At 65.9% G+C, this 15,712-nt stretch carries 17 protein-coding genes; 8 read left to right on the plus strand and 9 right to left on the minus strand.

All coding sequences use genetic code 11. The annotated features are described in order from the left end of the window. Positions 1-682: 682 nt before the first annotated feature. Positions 683-2,146: a metallophosphoesterase gene (locus ATJ93_RS00005; protein WP_120242602.1), complete on the minus strand. Its 1,464-nt coding sequence runs from the start codon at positions 2,144-2,146 to the stop codon at positions 683-685. 183 nt (positions 2,147-2,329) lie between these two features. On the opposite strand from ATJ93_RS00005, the gene ATJ93_RS00010 reads away from it, so the two are divergent. The 5 genes from ATJ93_RS00010 to ATJ93_RS00030 all read left to right on the plus strand — a co-directional run bounded on the left by ATJ93_RS00010 (position 2,330) and on the right by ATJ93_RS00030 (position 6,681). Beyond that, positions 2,330-2,551: a hypothetical protein gene (locus tag ATJ93_RS00010; protein ID WP_120242603.1), complete on the plus strand. Its 222-nt coding sequence runs from the start codon at positions 2,330-2,332 to the stop codon at positions 2,549-2,551. A gap of 55 nt (positions 2,552-2,606) precedes the next feature. Beyond that, entirely contained in the window at positions 2,607-3,893 is a 1,287-nt protein-coding gene (gene hisD / locus ATJ93_RS00015) for a histidinol dehydrogenase (protein WP_120242604.1), read from the plus strand. 114 nt (positions 3,894-4,007) lie between these two features. Continuing rightward, positions 4,008-5,831, plus strand: coding sequence for a methyl-accepting chemotaxis protein (locus ATJ93_RS00020; RefSeq protein ID WP_120242605.1), 1,824 nt, complete (start codon positions 4,008-4,010; stop codon positions 5,829-5,831). A gap of 112 nt (positions 5,832-5,943) precedes the next feature. Beyond that, positions 5,944-6,165, plus strand: coding sequence for a hypothetical protein (locus tag ATJ93_RS00025; protein WP_120242606.1), 222 nt, complete (start codon positions 5,944-5,946; stop codon positions 6,163-6,165). A gap of 135 nt (positions 6,166-6,300) precedes the next feature. Next, positions 6,301-6,681 carry a HesB/IscA family protein gene (locus tag ATJ93_RS00030; RefSeq protein ID WP_120242607.1) on the plus strand — a complete coding sequence of 127 codons (381 nt, stop codon included), beginning with the start codon at positions 6,301-6,303 and terminating at the stop codon, positions 6,679-6,681. Between the two features lie 255 nt (positions 6,682-6,936). Here ATJ93_RS00030 and ATJ93_RS00035 read toward each other — a convergent pair whose 3' ends face one another. The 4 genes from ATJ93_RS00035 to ATJ93_RS00050 form a co-directional block, all read right to left on the minus strand. Next, positions 6,937-7,137: a dodecin gene (locus ATJ93_RS00035; RefSeq protein ID WP_013880886.1), complete on the minus strand. Its 201-nt coding sequence runs from the start codon at positions 7,135-7,137 to the stop codon at positions 6,937-6,939. Between the two features lie 60 nt (positions 7,138-7,197). Continuing rightward, the gene (locus ATJ93_RS00040; protein ID WP_120242608.1) at positions 7,198-7,857 is read right to left on the minus strand and encodes a hypothetical protein; all 660 of its coding nucleotides are present in this window, start codon (positions 7,855-7,857) and stop codon (positions 7,198-7,200) included. Continuing rightward, entirely contained in the window at positions 7,850-8,461 is a 612-nt protein-coding gene (locus tag ATJ93_RS00045) for a hypothetical protein (RefSeq protein WP_120243869.1), read from the minus strand. Before ATJ93_RS00045 ends, ATJ93_RS00040 begins: the two co-directional genes overlap by 8 nt. A 77-nt stretch (positions 8,462-8,538) precedes the next feature. Next, positions 8,539-9,534, minus strand: a complete 996-nt coding sequence (locus tag ATJ93_RS00050; protein WP_120242609.1) for a metal-dependent hydrolase — start codon at positions 9,532-9,534, stop codon at positions 8,539-8,541. A gap of 153 nt (positions 9,535-9,687) precedes the next feature. Here ATJ93_RS00050 and ATJ93_RS00055 point away from each other — a divergent pair, with 153 nt between their 5' ends. Further along, positions 9,688-10,899, plus strand: a complete 1,212-nt coding sequence (locus ATJ93_RS00055) for a pyridoxal-phosphate-dependent aminotransferase family protein (RefSeq protein WP_120242610.1) — start codon at positions 9,688-9,690, stop codon at positions 10,897-10,899. A 48-nt stretch (positions 10,900-10,947) separates the two neighbouring features. On the opposite strand, the gene ATJ93_RS00060 is transcribed toward ATJ93_RS00055, so the two are convergent. Then, positions 10,948-11,256: a DUF7116 family protein gene (locus ATJ93_RS00060; protein ID WP_120242611.1), complete on the minus strand. Its 309-nt coding sequence runs from the start codon at positions 11,254-11,256 to the stop codon at positions 10,948-10,950. A gap of 213 nt (positions 11,257-11,469) precedes the next feature. Beyond that, positions 11,470-11,709, minus strand: a complete 240-nt coding sequence (locus ATJ93_RS00065) for a DUF5816 domain-containing protein (RefSeq protein WP_120242612.1) — start codon at positions 11,707-11,709, stop codon at positions 11,470-11,472. A gap of 165 nt (positions 11,710-11,874) precedes the next feature. Between ATJ93_RS00065 and ATJ93_RS00070 the strand changes: the two genes are divergently transcribed. After that, positions 11,875-12,285: a universal stress protein gene (locus ATJ93_RS00070; protein ID WP_120242613.1), complete on the plus strand. Its 411-nt coding sequence runs from the start codon at positions 11,875-11,877 to the stop codon at positions 12,283-12,285. Positions 12,286-12,307: 22 nt separating this feature from the next. Here ATJ93_RS00070 and ATJ93_RS00075 read toward each other — a convergent pair whose 3' ends face one another. Together ATJ93_RS00075 and ATJ93_RS00080 are read right to left on the minus strand one after the other, a co-directional pair. After that, complete coding sequence (locus ATJ93_RS00075) at positions 12,308-12,745, minus strand: universal stress protein (protein WP_120242614.1); 438 nt, start codon at positions 12,743-12,745, stop codon at positions 12,308-12,310. Positions 12,746-12,832: 87 nt separating this feature from the next. Further along, complete coding sequence (locus ATJ93_RS00080) at positions 12,833-13,894, minus strand: mechanosensitive ion channel family protein (protein ID WP_394338793.1); 1,062 nt, start codon at positions 13,892-13,894, stop codon at positions 12,833-12,835. Positions 13,895-14,208: 314 nt separating this feature from the next. Here ATJ93_RS00080 and trmB point away from each other — a divergent pair, with 314 nt between their 5' ends. Continuing rightward, the gene (gene trmB / locus ATJ93_RS00085; protein ID WP_120242616.1) at positions 14,209-15,273 is read left to right on the plus strand and encodes an HTH-type sugar sensing transcriptional regulator TrmB; all 1,065 of its coding nucleotides are present in this window, start codon (positions 14,209-14,211) and stop codon (positions 15,271-15,273) included. The last annotated feature ends 439 nt before the right edge of the window (positions 15,274-15,712 follow it).

The following is a 15,712-nucleotide window of genomic DNA, read 5'->3' on the forward strand; positions in this document are numbered from 1 at the left end:
CGTGGACCGGTCGGGCGTCACCGAACTACCAAGGCTCACATCAGATCCCATCTGTACGGAAGACCGCAGGGGTGGAATCCTCATCTCCTTCGGACGTATTCGTAATCCGCGGAGGGTACTTAACCCCTTCGGACCGCGGATCGCGAATCGCCCGAGATGACGACCCGAATTGAACGAGTCGTCGATCACTGTTTCTTTGCAATCCATCCGAGTCCCCGGATACACTTAAGGGCAACGGATCGCAGCCACGCCGGAAATCGCAGCCGGCGGGCCGATTGCGTGTTACTCGATACGCGCCCTGAATATATAAGGGCCACGTATCGAGTCGATCCGATCACCCTCGAGGCAGCGGCGGATGGCCGCTGGACGAGGAGTGGATGGAGCGCCTGCCTCCGCGCCGGATTTCGGCCGGAGGGAACGTGGCGGAGTACGCCACGTCGTTCGCATTAGTATCGAAGGCCGGGTTGATACATAAGGCCGTCGTCTCGAGGGCAGTCTGTACTACGTTGATTAGTCACGCGGGGTGGAGTACCCCATGAGACGGATAGTCAGGTAGAGAACGTGGTTCGGGAGTCGAACGACCGAAAACGGTCTCGAGAACACGGGTTCGAGCGAGCAGTTGCAGTCCTACTGAGACAGTACCTAGAACGATCAAAACGCGCAGTCTCGCGGGCAGCGACCGTCAGTCGTCGGTTGCCGTCGGCTCAGTCTGTGCCGTTTGACCGTCGGCTTCGAGGTCGGTCGCGACCGGAGCGTCGGGACGGACGATCGTGCGCTCTGGAATTGACGTCTCGATCGTCGGAGAACGAGTAACGAGCCGTTCAGGGAGAGTGAGCTCCTCCCGAACCGGATCCGATTTCTCGATGTCGCGGTACTCGACGGCAACGCCCTCCGGAGCGGGCGTGATCCGGACGTAGGTCAACCGGAAGGAGGGGTAGAAGACGGCCGGGAGCAGGCCCAAAAACGGTTCCCTGCGGTGGAGGCGCTTGAGCCAGGTGCCGGTGTTGACCACGAGCCGGTCCTGCAGTTCGGTCACGGACGGCCGGTGGGTGTGGCCGTAGATGAAGACCGCAGTCTCGGGGTGGTCGTCGAAGACCTCGCGGGCGGCTTCGAGGTAGGGCTCGTCGGGGTTCCCCGGGTCTGGCTCGTCGGTTCTGACGATGCCGAACCGGTCGAGCGTCCGCCTGATGTCGGTCACGACGAAGTACAGGGGAATCGAGATGAGGACCAACAGCGCGATGACCGCGAGGTTGACCGCAGCGACGATCTCGACCGCCGACCCGACGGTCCCGAGCCGAGCCGTGAGTCCCTCGAGGGCGGCGAACGGCCGCGACCAGATCCCGGCGAAATCGAGCAACACGACGAGCAGCAGCAAAACGCTCAGATTGAACAGGAAGAGGAAGGGTAACGCGGCGTATCGGAGCAGGGGATGCATCTCTCGGTAGAAGTACTTCGAGATGAGCCACTCCGGAATGCGCTCGAGCGGGGCGACGGCTTGGATGTCTTTGAGCCAGTTGTAGCGGCCGAGTTCGGAGAGCCGACCCGCTTGTGCGGTTACGCGGCGATTGATGTAGTAGCCGAGCGGGTTCGCGTGGGGGTTGCCGAAGTCGGGAATGCGGTTGTTCGGATCGCGTTGCATCCCGTGTTCGATCCAGATCGACCGGTCGCCGACCTCGCGGGTAATCGCCTCTTCCTGCTCGAGCGAGACGTTGTACTCCGAAAATAGGTCGACGTACGCTTCATACGCTGCGAGTTCGTAGTCGTGATTGCCCGGGATGATCGTGATCGGAGTGTTCTCGCCCGTCGCTTCGAACTGCTCGAATAGTTGGGGGTATCGATCGACGAGCGCGTGAAACTTCTCGATGCCGTCGACGCGGGTGAACTCCCAGAGGCCGAACGCGTCGCCGTTGATGATTAGTTCGGCGTTCTCGTCCGTGGTCTCGAGATCCTGAAGGAAGGCGAGCAGTTCGTCGAGGAATTCGACGTGCTCGAGCTCCTCGTCGCCGCCGATGTGGAGGTCGCTGATGAAGTAGTAGACGGGGTCGTCGGTGCTCGCGCCGGCGGCCCCGTCCGCGTTCGCGCCCGTGCGCGTATCGTCTCCCGTCTCGTCCGATGCAGTGGCCGCGTGCTCGCGGTCCTCGTCCATCGGGCTGTAACTGGTAAGCCGGGTAGAAAACGGTTAGTGTCGGTTACGCCGCGAGGTGCCTCTGAACCGATCGGCGTCGCCGAAGGGCTGCCACCGGTCGACTGAGTCGCGTCGTCGAGTCCGGCCCTGTCGGAACTGACCACGACCACCGTCGATTTAGTACCCGGCGCCGTAGGACGAGGTATGAATCGAGCCGGGTTCGTCAAACTCGCCGCGATCGGGTTCGGCCTCGTCGTCTCGAGTTTCGTCGTCCGCGGCGTCACCCGACTGATCATCGGCAGCGAACTCGCGGAACTGCTCCAGGCGCCGCTGATCTTCGCGGGCTTTGCCCTGCTCGTCTACCTGTTCGTCAGGGCGACGCTGGACGCCGTCGGCATCTGGCCGGTCGAAGAGTCCGACGGGTGACCGCGGGCATACGGATAAGGAAACGGTTTTTCGCGCGCCGGCCGAATTCGGGAGTATGACAATCGACGTAGAGCCGATCGCCGATCTCGGGCCGGACGATCGGACCGCGTTCTTCGAGCGCGACGCCGGTATCGAGGCGGTCAGAAGCGACGTACGGGAGATCGTGGACCGCGTCCGCGCGGAAGGCGACGTCGCCGTCCGCGAGTTCACCGAGGAGTTCGACGGCGTCTCGGTCGGCAACCTCGAGATCACCGACGAGTGCGAGCGCGCCTACGAGGACCTCGACGACGACCTTCGCGAGGCGATCGAGACGGCCGCGGCCAACGTTCGCGAGTTCCACGAGGCGCAAGTGCCGGAAGACTGGCGCGAGGCGTTCGACGACGGCCGGGAACTGGGCCGACGCTTCAGACCTCTCGAGCGCGTGGGCGTCTACGTCCCCGGCGGCGCGGCGGCCTACCCCTCGAGTGCGATCATGGGCGTCGTTCCGGCGGTCGTGGCCGGCGTCGATCACGTCTCGGTCGTCACCCCGCCCGCGGACGAGTTGAATCCGGTGACGCTGGCGGCGATCCACGCCGCGGGCGCGGACGCGGTCTACAGCGTCGGCGGCGCGCAGGCGATCGCCGGCCTCGCGTACGGCACCGAGACGATCACGCGGGTACAGAAGATCGTCGGCCCCGGGAACAAGTGGGTCACCGCAGCCAAGGCGGAAGTCCGCGGGGACGTCGAGATCGACTTCCTCGCGGGGCCGAGCGAGGTGCTCGTCGTCGCCGACGAGACGGCGGATCCCGACCTCGTCGCAGCCGAGTTGGTCGCACAGGCCGAGCACGATCCGAACGCGTCGGTCGTCGCGGTGACCGACGACGAGGAGACCGGTGCGGCGGTCGCCGAGTCCGTCGACGAGCAGGCCAACGCGCGCGAGCGCGAAGACGTAATCCGAGAGGCGCTGGCCAACGACGCCAGCGGCGTCCTGGTCGCCCGATCGATGAGCGAGGCCATCCTCTTCGGCGAGGAGTACGCCCCCGAACACCTCTCGATCATCGCGGACGACGACGAGTCGATTCTCGAGCGCATCGACAGCGCGGGCAGCGTCTTCCTCGGGCCGAACACGCCCGTCGCCGCGGGCGACTACGCCAGCGGGACGAATCACGTCCTCCCCACGAACGGCGGCGCCCGCGTGACCGGCGGCCTCTCCGTCGAGACGTTCGTCCGCTCGACGACGGTTCAGCGCCTCTCGAGCGAGGGACTGGCGGACATCGGTGACACGATCACGACGCTGGCCGAGGCGGAAGGACTCGAGGCCCACGCCGAGAGCGTTCGGAAGCGACTGACCGACGACGAGTAGCGCTCCCGTTTTCGCGCCCGTTCTCGAGTCGTCGGGAACCGAGTTGTCCTGTGCCAGCCGCCCGTCCGAGCGGTCGGCCCCAAAGAATAGGTATCGTTACTCGACAGATTAGCTATGGGAAATTCGGTTACTGACATTCTCTCGCGGATCTCTCGAGCGGCGGGCTCCGGGACGTCCGACGAACGAACTGCGTCGGCTACCGAGGAGACGGAGACGGCAGCGGCCTCGAGTACCGACGATACGACGAACGACGAACGCGACTCGACGGCCGGCGAGTCGGTATCGGACGCAAATGGCGACGACTCGAGCAGCAGTCTCTCCGCTGGGGAATCGCCGACCAATAGCAAAGCCGTCGGCGACGGCGGACAGACGGTCGCGGAACCGACGGGCGACGCAACCGGGGCTGGCGGGGCCGATCTCGAGGACGCCGGTTCGACAGGGGAGCCCGACTCGGACGACACGCTCGGCGGGCGCGACTCCGCCGACGAGGACATCGACATCGGCACGGACGCCCTGCTGAACACGCTCCCGCAGCCGGCGTTCATGATCGACACCGAACACCGCGTCATCGGCTGGAACCGCGAGGCCGAGGAACTCACGGGTGTCGACCGCGAGGACGTCCTCGGGGAAGACGCGGCCGGATCGTTCTTCCGCGACGGGCGGACGACGACCCTGGCCGACGAGGTCGTCGACCACCCCCGCGAGGCCCACCGCGAGACCGACGCCGAACGGTCGGGCCGCGACCAGCGCGCCTACGAACTCGAGCGCGAACTCGAGAACGCCCGCGGCGAGACGCTGCACGTCCACTCGGTGGCGACGCCGATCTACCAACAGGGCGCGCTGCAGGGCGTCATCCAGCTCGTCCAAGACAACACCGAGGTCATCCGTCGGCGCGAGGCGATGGCCGACCTCGTGGGCGAGGTCACCGAAACCGGCGAAGCGATCAACGACGGGTCGCTGACGGCGCGGGTCGAGTACACCGACGAGCACGACGTGCTCGACGAGGATATCAAGCAGATCACCGCGACGATCAACGAGATCGCGGCCCACGTCGAGGACGTGATCTACGGGCTCAGCGAGGAGGTCGAGGACCTCTCGGCCGACGCGGCGGAGATCGCCGACTCCGCGAGCGAGGCCGATTCGCAGGTCGGCGACCAGAACGAGGCGATCCGGGCGATCGTCGAGGAGATCAGCGACCTCAGCGCGACCATGGAGGAGGTCGCCGCCAGCTCCGATCAGGTCTCGGCCGCGGCCAAGCAGGCCCAGGCCGCCGCCGACGACGGCGTCGAGGCCAGCCAAGAGGCCCGCGAGGAGATGGACGAGGTGCTCGAGGCGGCCGACGACCTCGTCGAGACGGTCGGCCAACTCGAGGATCGGATGGACGAGATCGACGAGGTCATCGAGGTCATCAACGACATCGCCGATCAGACGAACCTGCTGGCGCTGAACGCGAACATCGAGGCGGCCCAGGCCGGCGAGGACGGGGACGGGTTCGCCGTCGTCGCGAACGAGGTGCAGTCGCTGGCCAGCGAGACGAAAGAGCACACGAACCAGATCTCCGAGCGCGTCGAGGACCTCCAGATCCGGACCGAGGAGACCGTCGAGGTCACCGAGGAGACGAACGAACAGGTCGAAGGGGCGAGCGAGCGGATCGACGCGGCGATCGCGAACTTAGAGGAGATCTCGGAAGCGGTCGACGAGGCCGCCCACGGAATCACCGAGATCGCCGAGACCAACGACGATCAGGCCGCGTCGGTCGAGGAGGTCGCTTCGCAGGCCGACGGCGTCGCGGACGACGCCGACCGGATCGAGGAGCTGATCGGGGACGTGACCGAGCGGACGACCGCCCAGCGCGACGCGATCGACGAAATGGTCGACTACCTCGAGCGGCTGGCCGACGAGGAAACCGTCGATCGGACGGCCGCTCGCGAAACGTAGGGCAAGCGTACCGAAGTCGGTCGAACAGTCCGAAATTGAACGGTTAGCAAACGGATAATTCTCGGAAGGGACGAACTGGTTTTACGGCGATAGAGCGTAGACTCTAGCTGAGATGCAACCGCGTACCGTCGACCCGACCGATGCGCGGGTCCTCGAACGAAACTACGATTACGCCCAGCGGAACGTCCGTCTGCTTTCGATGTGGTACGAGTGTGACTTAGAGCGGATGGTCGAGCTGCTCGCGGAGAACGACATTTCGCTGTCGGCGAACGACGAGCGGTTGTTCGGGTCGTACTACCGGTCGGTCAAACGGCGGTCCAGGTCGAGCGCGTAACGGGTACGACGCGGCAGTACTGGCAACCGAACCCCGAGCGGTGAAACTGGTAGCTGACGGCGCTAGCCACGACTCGTTACGTCTTGCCGCTATCGTGGCGTCACTGTTAACATCGTTGCGACGAAAGGGAGTGATATGAGCACGGACAGCGCGGATAGCGGGCAGCCGGACGCGGAGACCCACCCCGAGATCGAGGTCACCGAGGACGCGGCCGAACAGGCCCTCTCGCTGCTCGACGGCGAGGGGCTCGATGCGGACGAGGCGGGACTGCGGCTGTTCGTCCAGCAGGGCGGCTGTGCCGGCCTGTCCTATGGGATGCGGTTCGACGACTCGCCCGACGAGGACGACACCATCTACGAGCACCACGACCTGCGCGTCTTCGTCGATCCGGCGAGCCTGAAGTACATCGAGGGCAGCATTCTCGATTACGAGAGCGGCCTCCAGGCCGAAGGGTTCCACGTCGAGAACCCGAACGTCGTCAGCGAGTGCGGCTGTGGCGAATCGTTCCGGACGTAACGGCCGACGTCAGTCGATCCGTCAGTCGGTTAGGGAGCTAGTCGGGCTTTTCTCGCCGTCGTTCGGTTCAAAGACGAATCCCACCGTCGATCAGTCACCCGTGTCGCGTTTGTATCGGCGGTTCGCCGAGCCGCCTCGAGCGATCCGGACCGGCTGCTGTCGAGACGGCCAGCGAAGCGGAATCGTACGAAACTGATGGAAAGGCGACGCGGACGCGAACGCTACCACTGGACTGCGCGCCGCGCTGAATCGAATTTACTCCTCGAGTTCGAAGGCGACGGTGACTTCGGCCTGGTACTCGCGGTCCTCGGCGGTCGCGAGTTCGACGCCGAGTTCGTCGACCTCGACCCACTGGATGTTCTGGAGGGTATCTTCCGCCCGGTCGATGGCGTCGTCGGCCGCTGCGTCGAAGCTCTCGGGGCTGGTGCCGATGAGCGTGATCTTCTTGAAGACCATAGCTCGCCGTTCGACACCGCGGGACGTAAAACTGGGTGACAGTTTCGCTGGGTGAGGCGCTCACTCCCGCCGGGACTCGAGGCGCTCGCCGATCGCGCCGGAGACGTCGCCGAGGTAGGCACCGCCCCAGACGGCGACGACGAGTGCACCGATCGAGTTGAAGACGAAATCGAGCATCGTGTCGCCGAGTCCGTACTGGGTGAGCACGGCCTTCACTCCGAGCGCGTCGGCCGACAGCGCGATGGCGAACTCGAGGATCTCCCAGAGGACGCCGAAGGCGATGACGAAAAGCAGCAGGAAGACGGCGACGAACTTCCGCGGGAGGTGGACGCCGTCGGCGTGTTCGTCGAACGCGCGGACCGTCGCGTACCCGGCGCCGGCGACCAGCGACGCCGACAGCGCGTGGGTCATGTGGTCCCACCACCAGACCTGGCTGTACAGCGTGGCGGTCGCGCCGGGCAGGCCGACGGTGCCGAAGGCGTGGAGGAAGACGGCGGTCGTGATCCACAGCGTGAGCCGCGGGTCCATCGGAATCTCGTAGTCGCGCTCGAGCAGCGGCGGGAGTTGGGTGACCGCCAGCGCGACGCCGGTGTTGACGAGGATGCCGACGTTGCCGCGCTCGACGCCGACGAACAGCATGCCGATCAGACAGATCTCGAGGAGGTAAGTGAGCCGACGCTGTCCGTCCGGAGAGCGCAGCCAGCCGGTGCGGTTACGCATCGTCCACCTCCGGCGCGACGTCGTCCGGCAGCCGCGTCTCGGGGCGAGCGAGCCGGCGAAAGTACAGTTCGAAGACGATCCCCGCGCCGAGTCCGGCGACCGCGGAGTAGACGAACTCCCACATCACCGCGTCGTGATCGTCGGTAAAGGGGACCCCGAGCGTCTGCGCGGCGCTCCACCGGAACAGCGCCCAGAGCCCGGCCGCGGCCAGCGTCGCGACGACGACGAAGACGACGGCGAAGCTTGGGGTCATCCGCACCGACGTAAACGACTGGAGTTCGACCGCGAGGACGAGCGCGATCGCGGCGACCGAGAGGTACGACGCGAAGTGGCCCGTCAGTCGGTCGGCGCCGAAGGCCATCCCCAGCACGGGAAGCGCAGCCAACAGCAACACCTCCCAGGGGAGCATGGCCGTGGTCGATCGAAAGGCGATCGGCGGGAACAATGCCAGGGCCACGAGCACCGCCGCGAACGTCGCCCACAGCAGTCCGCCGGTTAGCAGTTCACCGACGCCAACGACCGCGATCGCGGCGATCAGCATCCAGGCTAGCGCCGCGTTCGTCCGACCGTCAGCGATCAGTCCCTCGAGCGTAGTCTCCGTCACGTTCACTGGTATCGAGTGGTCGTATAAAAGGAATGTCCCCGACGGACGGACAGTCGACTATTCGTATCACCAGTGTTTCACAGCGGCGCGACGAACGTATAGACTGTCGCGTACGCGAGCAGCGCAACCGTGACGGCCCCAACGGCTGTCAGTGCCCTCTCGAGCAGCGGGCTGGCCGCGGGAATCGGCACGGAGCGGCCGCCATCGGCCCGCAGGGCCGTCGTCGACGGGACCCCGCAGCTGACACCGCAGAGGGCACCGACCACCAGGATCGAGAAGACGAAGTGGTACGAGACGGCGAGCGTCGGCGGCGTCGCCGCGAGTGCAACGAGACCGTACGCGACGCCGGCGCCAGCCCGGCGATCGACGAGCGCGAGGGGGGAGCGGTCGGTGAGTCGGCAGACCGCCGCGAGCGCGAGCCAGATCGTGGCGAGTTCGATAGCGAACGCGCCGAGCAGGTGCAGCGTCGGGTCCGCGTGGAGGACGACCCGCGACGCGAGCAGCGACGACTCGAGCGGGTAGAGCCACTCAGGGGGTGAGCCCGTGACGAGGTCGCCCCACGGGTGGGACCAGAGGCCCCAGAGCGCGGCCAGCGCAACTGCGGCCGGCGAGAGCGACGTCCGCCGAGCGGCGACCGCAGCGACGAGGACGCCGCTCGCGGCGAACAGCGCCATGACGAACCCGGAGAGCGGACCGTCGACGACGAGTGCGAGCGCGACGAGACCGGCGAGCAGGCCGCCGCCGACGAGACGGGCGATCCGAGCGCGACTCGAGTCGCGGACGACGAAGAGGGCGAACGCCGGTGCCGCGACGACGCCGACGACAAGTGAGTGGGTGGCCGACCGGTGGACGGCCCGGCTGGCGTCCCAGAAGGCCGCCGGCGCGCCGAGGGAGCCGCCGAGAAGGCGCCAGTCGGCGAGGCCGACGAGCGCGTACGCGACGTCGATGTCCGGAACCGCCGCGAACGCGCCGGCGACGGCGCCGACGAGGAGGGCCCGTCGACCGTTCCAGCCGCGTCGCTCGGCGACGAGCGCCGCAACGGCGAACGCGAGCAGAGCGTGACCGACGAACACGACGTATCGTGTACGTGATGAGTCGGCTTAAGCGACTCGCCCCGGGGGCTGTGCCTGCTCTCGGTCTCCGGCAACGATACAGCGACTCCGAGGCGGGCCCGCTCGTTCGCCGTTGTCGATAAATCTTTGCGAGTGGCTATCGATCACACACTCATGGCTCAGGACGCGTCGAACGAGACAGCCGATGCGCCATCCGTCGACGAACTCACGCCGCCGGACCGAACCCTGATGGGGCCCGGTCCGAGCGACGTCCACCCGCGCGTGCTGCGCGCGATGAGTACGCCGCTCGTGGGACACCTCGATCCCTCGTTCATCGAGATCATGGACGAGGTCCAGGAACTATTGCGCTACACCTTCCGAACGGACAACCGGTGGACCATCCCGGTCTCGGGAACCGGCTCCGCGGCGATGGAGGCCGCAATCGGGAACGTCGTCGAGCCCGGCGATACGATGCTCGTGCCGACGAACGGCTACTTCGGCGGCCGAATGGCCTCGATGGCCCGCCGCGCCGGCGGCGAAGTCGTCGAGGTCGACGCGCCGTGGGGTGAACCGCTCGAGCCCGCTGCGGTCTCCGACGCGCTGGCCGAGCACGATCCCGACGTCTTCGGGTTCGTCCACGCGGAGACGAGTACCGGCGTGCTCCAGCCCGACGTCTCCGAACTGACCGCGGCGGCCCACGACCACGACGCCCTCGTGATCGCCGACACCGTCACCTCGCTGGGTGGCGTCGAGCTGCGCGTCGACGAGTGGGACGTCGACGTGGCCTACTCGGGACCACAGAAGTGTCTCTCCTGTCCGCCGGGCGCGAGCCCCCTCACGCTGTCGGACGCGGCGATGGACAAGGTCCTCTCGCGCGAGGAGGACCCCCGCTCGTGGTACCTCGACCTCTCCCTGCTCGAGGGCTACTGGGGCGACGACCGCTCGTATCACCACACCGCGCCGATCACGAACGTCTACGCCATCCGCGAGGCCCTCCGTCTCGTGGCCGAGGAGGGCATCGAACGGCGGTGGGACCGCCACGAACGCACGGCCGGCGCGCTGAAGGCCGGCGTCGAGGCGATGGGCTTGGAGATGAACGCGCCCGACGAGTACTGGCTGCCGAGTCTGAACGCCGTCCGCGTCCCCGACGGCGTCGACGACGGCGCGGTCTGTGACCGCCTCATCGAGGAGTACGATCTCGAGATCGCCAGCGGCCTCGGCGATCTGGAGGGCGAGATCTTTCGCATCGGCTGCATGGGCCACTCCGCGCGGCCTGAGAACGTGATCTACGTCGTGACGGCGCTGGGCGACGTCCTCGAGTCGATGGGTGCGGACGTCGATCCGGGCGCCGGCGTGACGGCGACGCGGCGGGCGCTGGGCGAGTAGCGACCTGAAAATTGAAACTCGAAGTCGGGACCGCGACTGACCGCTATTTTACGCCGAGGCCCGTGGGCCCGGCGGGGCGCGTTCGACCTGATAGTCGTCCCCGTCGACGACGATAATCGCCCACTCGTAGTTCGGCTCGGCGCTGGTAAGCCGATCCTCGAGGTCGTCGGCGTCGTCCGGTTCGGCGACGAAACAGTGGAACTGTCCGGATGCCGACGACGGCAGTTCATCTGTCTCGAGGACTGTATTGACGTGGACGACTTTCCATGCTCGTTCGGCGCGGAACTCGGGGCCGTTGCCCTCGACGGTGTAGCCGAGGTCGGCGAAGATCGACCTGGCCTGCTCGACGAGTTGCATGTTAACAGGTCCCATTCACTACGTTGATACGCGGGCCTCCATCATAAACGTTGGTATTGGGTACAGTTTCGCGAGAACAGTTTGACGTTCCCGACCGTTCAACTCCGACGGACGTACGATCGGTGAGAAAATTCGAACCGTGATCGATAATTGCGAATTACTTCGAAACGAGTGTCGACGGACGGCGATAGCGGGCGAGGCCGAGCGATCGGGTCACTCGTGAGCGGCGTCCCACTCGGTCGGTTTGCGGAAATTGCCACACTGGTTGCACTTGATGCGGCCCATGGAGTCCATGGCGTTGTCGAAACTCTCGCAGTTCGCGCAGAACCAGCCGTACCGGCGGTCCGCGTCCTGACTCTCGTAGGCGACGAGGAACGGTCCCTTCGATCCCCTGTCGCCGTCGGTTTTGGACACGTAGACGGTCTCTCCGTCGTCCGTTGCGGTCCGTTGCATAGTGACACCTTCTCGCGCACCGGATAAATGACTGTCCGTCCGCCCTCACGGCATCGGCCGGTCAGGGCCGCAGAACGCGGACCGAGTAATGCGGTATGAGTCCGTTACTCACCCCTTGCGTCGCTAACTGAAACCTTTACCCGCACGGGAATCGTCGGTCCGATAATGGCGCTGGTCGTTGTTCCCGTTCGCTATCCGTTGTCAAAGCACTCGCGACGAACCCTCGAGCGGGCCATCGAGGTCGCTCGCGAGCGGGATGCGGCGTTGACCGTCCTGCACGTGGACCTCTATCAGAACGGGAAGAAAGTGACGCGAATCGACCTGAAAGAGGCCGTCGAGCGTGCGTTCGGCCCGCTCGAGAACGCGCGATACGTCGTCCGGACGGGCTTTCTGGTCGAGGAGAGCATCCTCGACGAGGTGGCGGCCGAGGACGCCGACGTCGTCGTCATCGGCAGTCAGCAGGCGAGCCGATTGCGGCGGATCTTCCGTCGGTTTACAGACAATCCGGACATCGACCGCTACCTACGGAACCACCTCGACTGCGAAGTGATTACGGTCGAAAGCGCGCGGGCCTGAGTCTCGTACCGTTGCTGCGCAGTTACTCGTCTCCTGCGTTGCGCACGACGAAAACCGGAATCGCGGCGTTGTCGACGACGCGTTCCGAAACGCTCCCCAGCGACGTCACCTTCTCCCGCGGACTCTTGCCTCGCGTCCCGATGACGATGAGATCGATCTCGCGCTGGTCGGCATATTCGAGGATCGTCTTCGCCGGCGTCCCCTGTGCGACCTCGCCGGCGGTCTCGAGCCCTTCTTCTGCGGCGCGCTCCCGTACCTCGGCGACGGCCTCCTTGCCTTCCGCCTCGAGGGACGGCTCGAGGTCCGCGTCGCTCTCGCCGGCCGCGGCGGTGATACGGCTGTCGACGACGTACAGCGCGTGGACCGTCGCGTCGTTGTCGGTCGCGATCGGCAAGGCGTGGGCCAGCGTCTCGTCGACGGTCTCGCTGCCGTCGGTCGGAATGAGAATGTCGTCGTACATCGATAGCCGATAGTTCGGTCAACGAACACATAAAGCCACCCGCGAGTTCCAGGGTTGTGGCGTCGCCACCACGGTGAGCGACGCTACTTACTCGCTCCGATCGGCCGATTCGTCCCGGCGCGGGCCCGATGTGTCACGAGCGCCCGTTCGATCGCGGTCCCGCTCGGTGTCGGCGGTCGGTTCAGTACCGGGGGCCGACTCGGCGGCGGATGCTCGGTCATCGTCTGCCGGCGACTGCTCGGGTCGGCGGCCGTCGACCGCCATCCGTGCGACGCCGCTGGTTTCGTCGAACACGTGGTGACGCCGCGGGTAGGCGAACTCTACGTCGAGGTCGGCGAAGCGTTCCCGAATGGCCTCCTGAACGGCCGAGCGGACGACCGCCTGCTTGTAGGGGTGTTTCATCCAGAAGAACAGCTCGAGCAGGATTCCGTTGTCGCCGTACTCGTTGATGGCACACATCGGCGCGGCGCCGTACCGCGCGCTGCCGATTCGGATATCGGGGCCGCCGGAGATGACGGTGTCGACGCTCCGGGCCGCCCGCTCGGCCGCTTGACGGGCCGCCTCGAGGTCGCTCTCGTAGGTGATCTCGAACTGCAAGGTGATACGCGTCCGCTCGTCCTCCGCGGAGTAGTTGACGACGTCGCGCTGCTGGATTTCGGAGTTCGGGATGACGATGAAGGTGTTTTGGAGGGTGAAGATCTTGGTGTAGCGGATCGTGATGTCCTCGACGAAGCCGCGGTGGCCCGCGTCGGCGACCTCGATCATGTCGCCGATCTCGTAGGGCCGGTCGGCCAGCACGAAGAAGCCGTTGATCAGGCTCCCGACCAGCGGCGCGAGGACGACGGCGATGACGGCCGACACGACGGCCACCGAGAGGAGGATCTGCGTGTTCCCGACGCCGAGGATGCTGGCGGCGATCCCCAGCGTGACGAGCAGCACGGACACCCGCACGCCCCGGAGGACGGTTCGCGTGACGCTGGGTCGCTGGATCCGACGGGCGACGGTCCGGCCGGCGAGTCGGACGACGACCTTCGAGAGGTACCAGCCGATGACGATCACGACGAGCGCGAGGATGATCTGTGCGGTGTGCTCGGGCGCCCACGTCGGCATGAACTCTTGAAGGCCCTCGACCGGTTCGCTCTCGTTCATCCGGCCGATGTCGCTCTCGTTCGTCTGGTTGGCCCCGCCCGTGGTGTTCCCGCCGCTCTCGGGGGGATCGCTTCCGTCGGACTGGCCGACCGTGCGCATGGCAACACACTCAGTCCCGCGCTGGATAAGGGTTCTGAACGGTCACGATTTCCGCCCCGACAGTTCAGCCGTCAGAGCCCGCGTACTCGGCCGAATCGGATCGATCGTACCCGAACGACTCGACGGCGCAATCCGCACGAAACTACCCGATTTCGAAAATAGGTGCTACTCGAGCAATAATAAATAATTTATTCGTAGGATTCGTTGCGAGTGATATGGCACCAGATGAGCTACGCTCGACCGTCGAGCGAGTCGGGGACCGCTTCAACCTCGGCGAGTACGAAATCGATGCCTATCTCACAGTCTTGGAGCAGGGGCAGCTCACGGCCAGTGAAATCGCCGATCGGACGGAGATTCCCCAGCCGCGCGTCTACGATACCGTCCGCAGTTTGAGCGACCGCGGACTCGTCGAACTCCGCGAATCCCGGCCGATGAAGGTCGTCGCGCTCGATCCCGCGGAGGCGTTCGACGACGTCCAAAACTCCTTAGAGCAGATGATCGACGAACTCGAGGCGCGCTACACCGCCCCCGCCCGGGACACGGAGGCGGTCTCGCTTGTCAAATCCCGATCGACGATTCTGCGCTATCTCGAGGAGGTCATCACCGAGGCCGACTACGAGCTCTCGCTGTCGCTGACGCCGGATCTGTTGAGCCGGTTCCGCGAGGAACTCGAGGCGGCGGTCACATCCGGGGTTAGCGTCGACCTGATCGTCACACCGGCCGCGGAAGCACCCGATCCCGCCGAATTCGACTACGAGTCGGTCGCGACGTCGGCCCGGGCCCGACGCGGTATCACGACGCCGGTCGTCGCCGTCGCCGACGGCAACTACTCGGTGTACGCAACTCAGGACGCGCTGCGGGACGACCAGGACCGGTACGGGGTGATCTTCAACCGGTCGGCGCTCGGCTTTCTGGTCTCGGGCTTCTTCGGGACCGTACTCTGGACGACCGCCGAGCGCACGCTCGGCGAAGACGGCTCGGTTCGGGGCTTCCCGCGCAAGTACGCCTCGATCCGCCGGTGCGTGAAGGACTTAATCGACGAGGGCGGCGACTTCTACGCGACGATCGAGGGCCGCGACGTCGAAGTCGGCGGCTCCCGGGTCGTGCAGGGCCGCATCCTCGACGTCTCCTTCGAGGTGAGCGAGGAGGTCGCGGCGCTGACGCTCGAGACCGCGGACGGCGACCACGTTACCGTTGGTGGCCGCGTCGCCGCCCTCGAGGACGTCGAGGCTCACGAGATCCATATCGGTCGCCACGAACCGCCGGCGGTCGACGACTGACGACCGGTGATTGACGACTAGCGAATAGCGACTAACGACTGACCGCTCGAGCACGAGCGTGAGTTCGAGTCCGATCCCGCCGAATTCGATCCTGTCGCCGCTGTTCGATCGACCCGAATCACTGCAGCAACCGTTGGTTCGTCCGCCGACTGCCAGTGCGGGTCCGAACCCGTCCGTCAGCGATCCATTGACTTCCCCGAACTGTCGAATCGTCGATTCAGAACCCGCCCACAGCATCGGCCGCTGTCGACGCCGTCAGTTGCGCCGCTACTAGTCATAATCGCACCACTCGAGACCGCCAGACTGTCGTTTCGGTGGGTACGACCGGTCGGAATATTGATTATCTGCCGGCAGGTGCCGACCGGCGATCGGCAATAGCCGATTGGGAATTCGAGGTGGCGGCCCTGAAGACGGTACCGAAACGGTATCACGCCGGTTT

This window comes from Halopiger aswanensis (genome assembly GCF_003610195.1).
Taxonomy (GTDB): Archaea; Halobacteriota; Halobacteria; order Halobacteriales; family Natrialbaceae; genus Halopiger; species Halopiger aswanensis.

Bases quoted from the DNA above. Each gene is read 5' to 3' on its own strand.
- ATJ93_RS00005 (WP_120242602.1), bottom strand. From the start codon at position 2,146: ATGGACGAGGACCGCGAGCACGCGGCCACTGCATCGGACGAGACGGGA.
- ATJ93_RS00040 (WP_120242608.1), bottom strand. From the start codon at position 7,857: ATGCGTAACCGCACCGGCTGGCTGCGCTCTCCGGACGGACAGCGTCGG.
- ATJ93_RS00060 (WP_120242611.1), bottom strand. From the start codon at position 11,256: ATGCAACTCGTCGAGCAGGCCAGGTCGATCTTCGCCGACCTCGGCTAC.
- ATJ93_RS00055 (WP_120242610.1), top strand. From the start codon at position 9,688: ATGGCTCAGGACGCGTCGAACGAGACAGCCGATGCGCCATCCGTCGAC.
- ATJ93_RS00035 (WP_013880886.1), bottom strand. From the start codon at position 7,137: ATGGTCTTCAAGAAGATCACGCTCATCGGCACCAGCCCCGAGAGCTTC.
- ATJ93_RS00030 (WP_120242607.1), top strand. From the start codon at position 6,301: ATGAGCACGGACAGCGCGGATAGCGGGCAGCCGGACGCGGAGACCCAC.
- ATJ93_RS00080 (WP_394338793.1), bottom strand. From the start codon at position 13,894: ATGAACGAGAGCGAACCGGTCGAGGGCCTTCAAGAGTTCATGCCGACG.
- ATJ93_RS00070 (WP_120242613.1), top strand. From the start codon at position 11,875: ATGGCGCTGGTCGTTGTTCCCGTTCGCTATCCGTTGTCAAAGCACTCG.
- ATJ93_RS00010 (WP_120242603.1), top strand. From the start codon at position 2,330: ATGAATCGAGCCGGGTTCGTCAAACTCGCCGCGATCGGGTTCGGCCTC.
- ATJ93_RS00020 (WP_120242605.1), top strand. From the start codon at position 4,008: ATGGGAAATTCGGTTACTGACATTCTCTCGCGGATCTCTCGAGCGGCG.
- ATJ93_RS00075 (WP_120242614.1), bottom strand. From the start codon at position 12,745: ATGTACGACGACATTCTCATTCCGACCGACGGCAGCGAGACCGTCGAC.
- ATJ93_RS00025 (WP_120242606.1), top strand. From the start codon at position 5,944: ATGCAACCGCGTACCGTCGACCCGACCGATGCGCGGGTCCTCGAACGA.
- ATJ93_RS00065 (WP_120242612.1), bottom strand. From the start codon at position 11,709: ATGCAACGGACCGCAACGGACGACGGAGAGACCGTCTACGTGTCCAAA.
- trmB (WP_120242616.1), top strand. From the start codon at position 14,209: ATGGCACCAGATGAGCTACGCTCGACCGTCGAGCGAGTCGGGGACCGC.
- hisD (WP_120242604.1), top strand. From the start codon at position 2,607: ATGACAATCGACGTAGAGCCGATCGCCGATCTCGGGCCGGACGATCGG.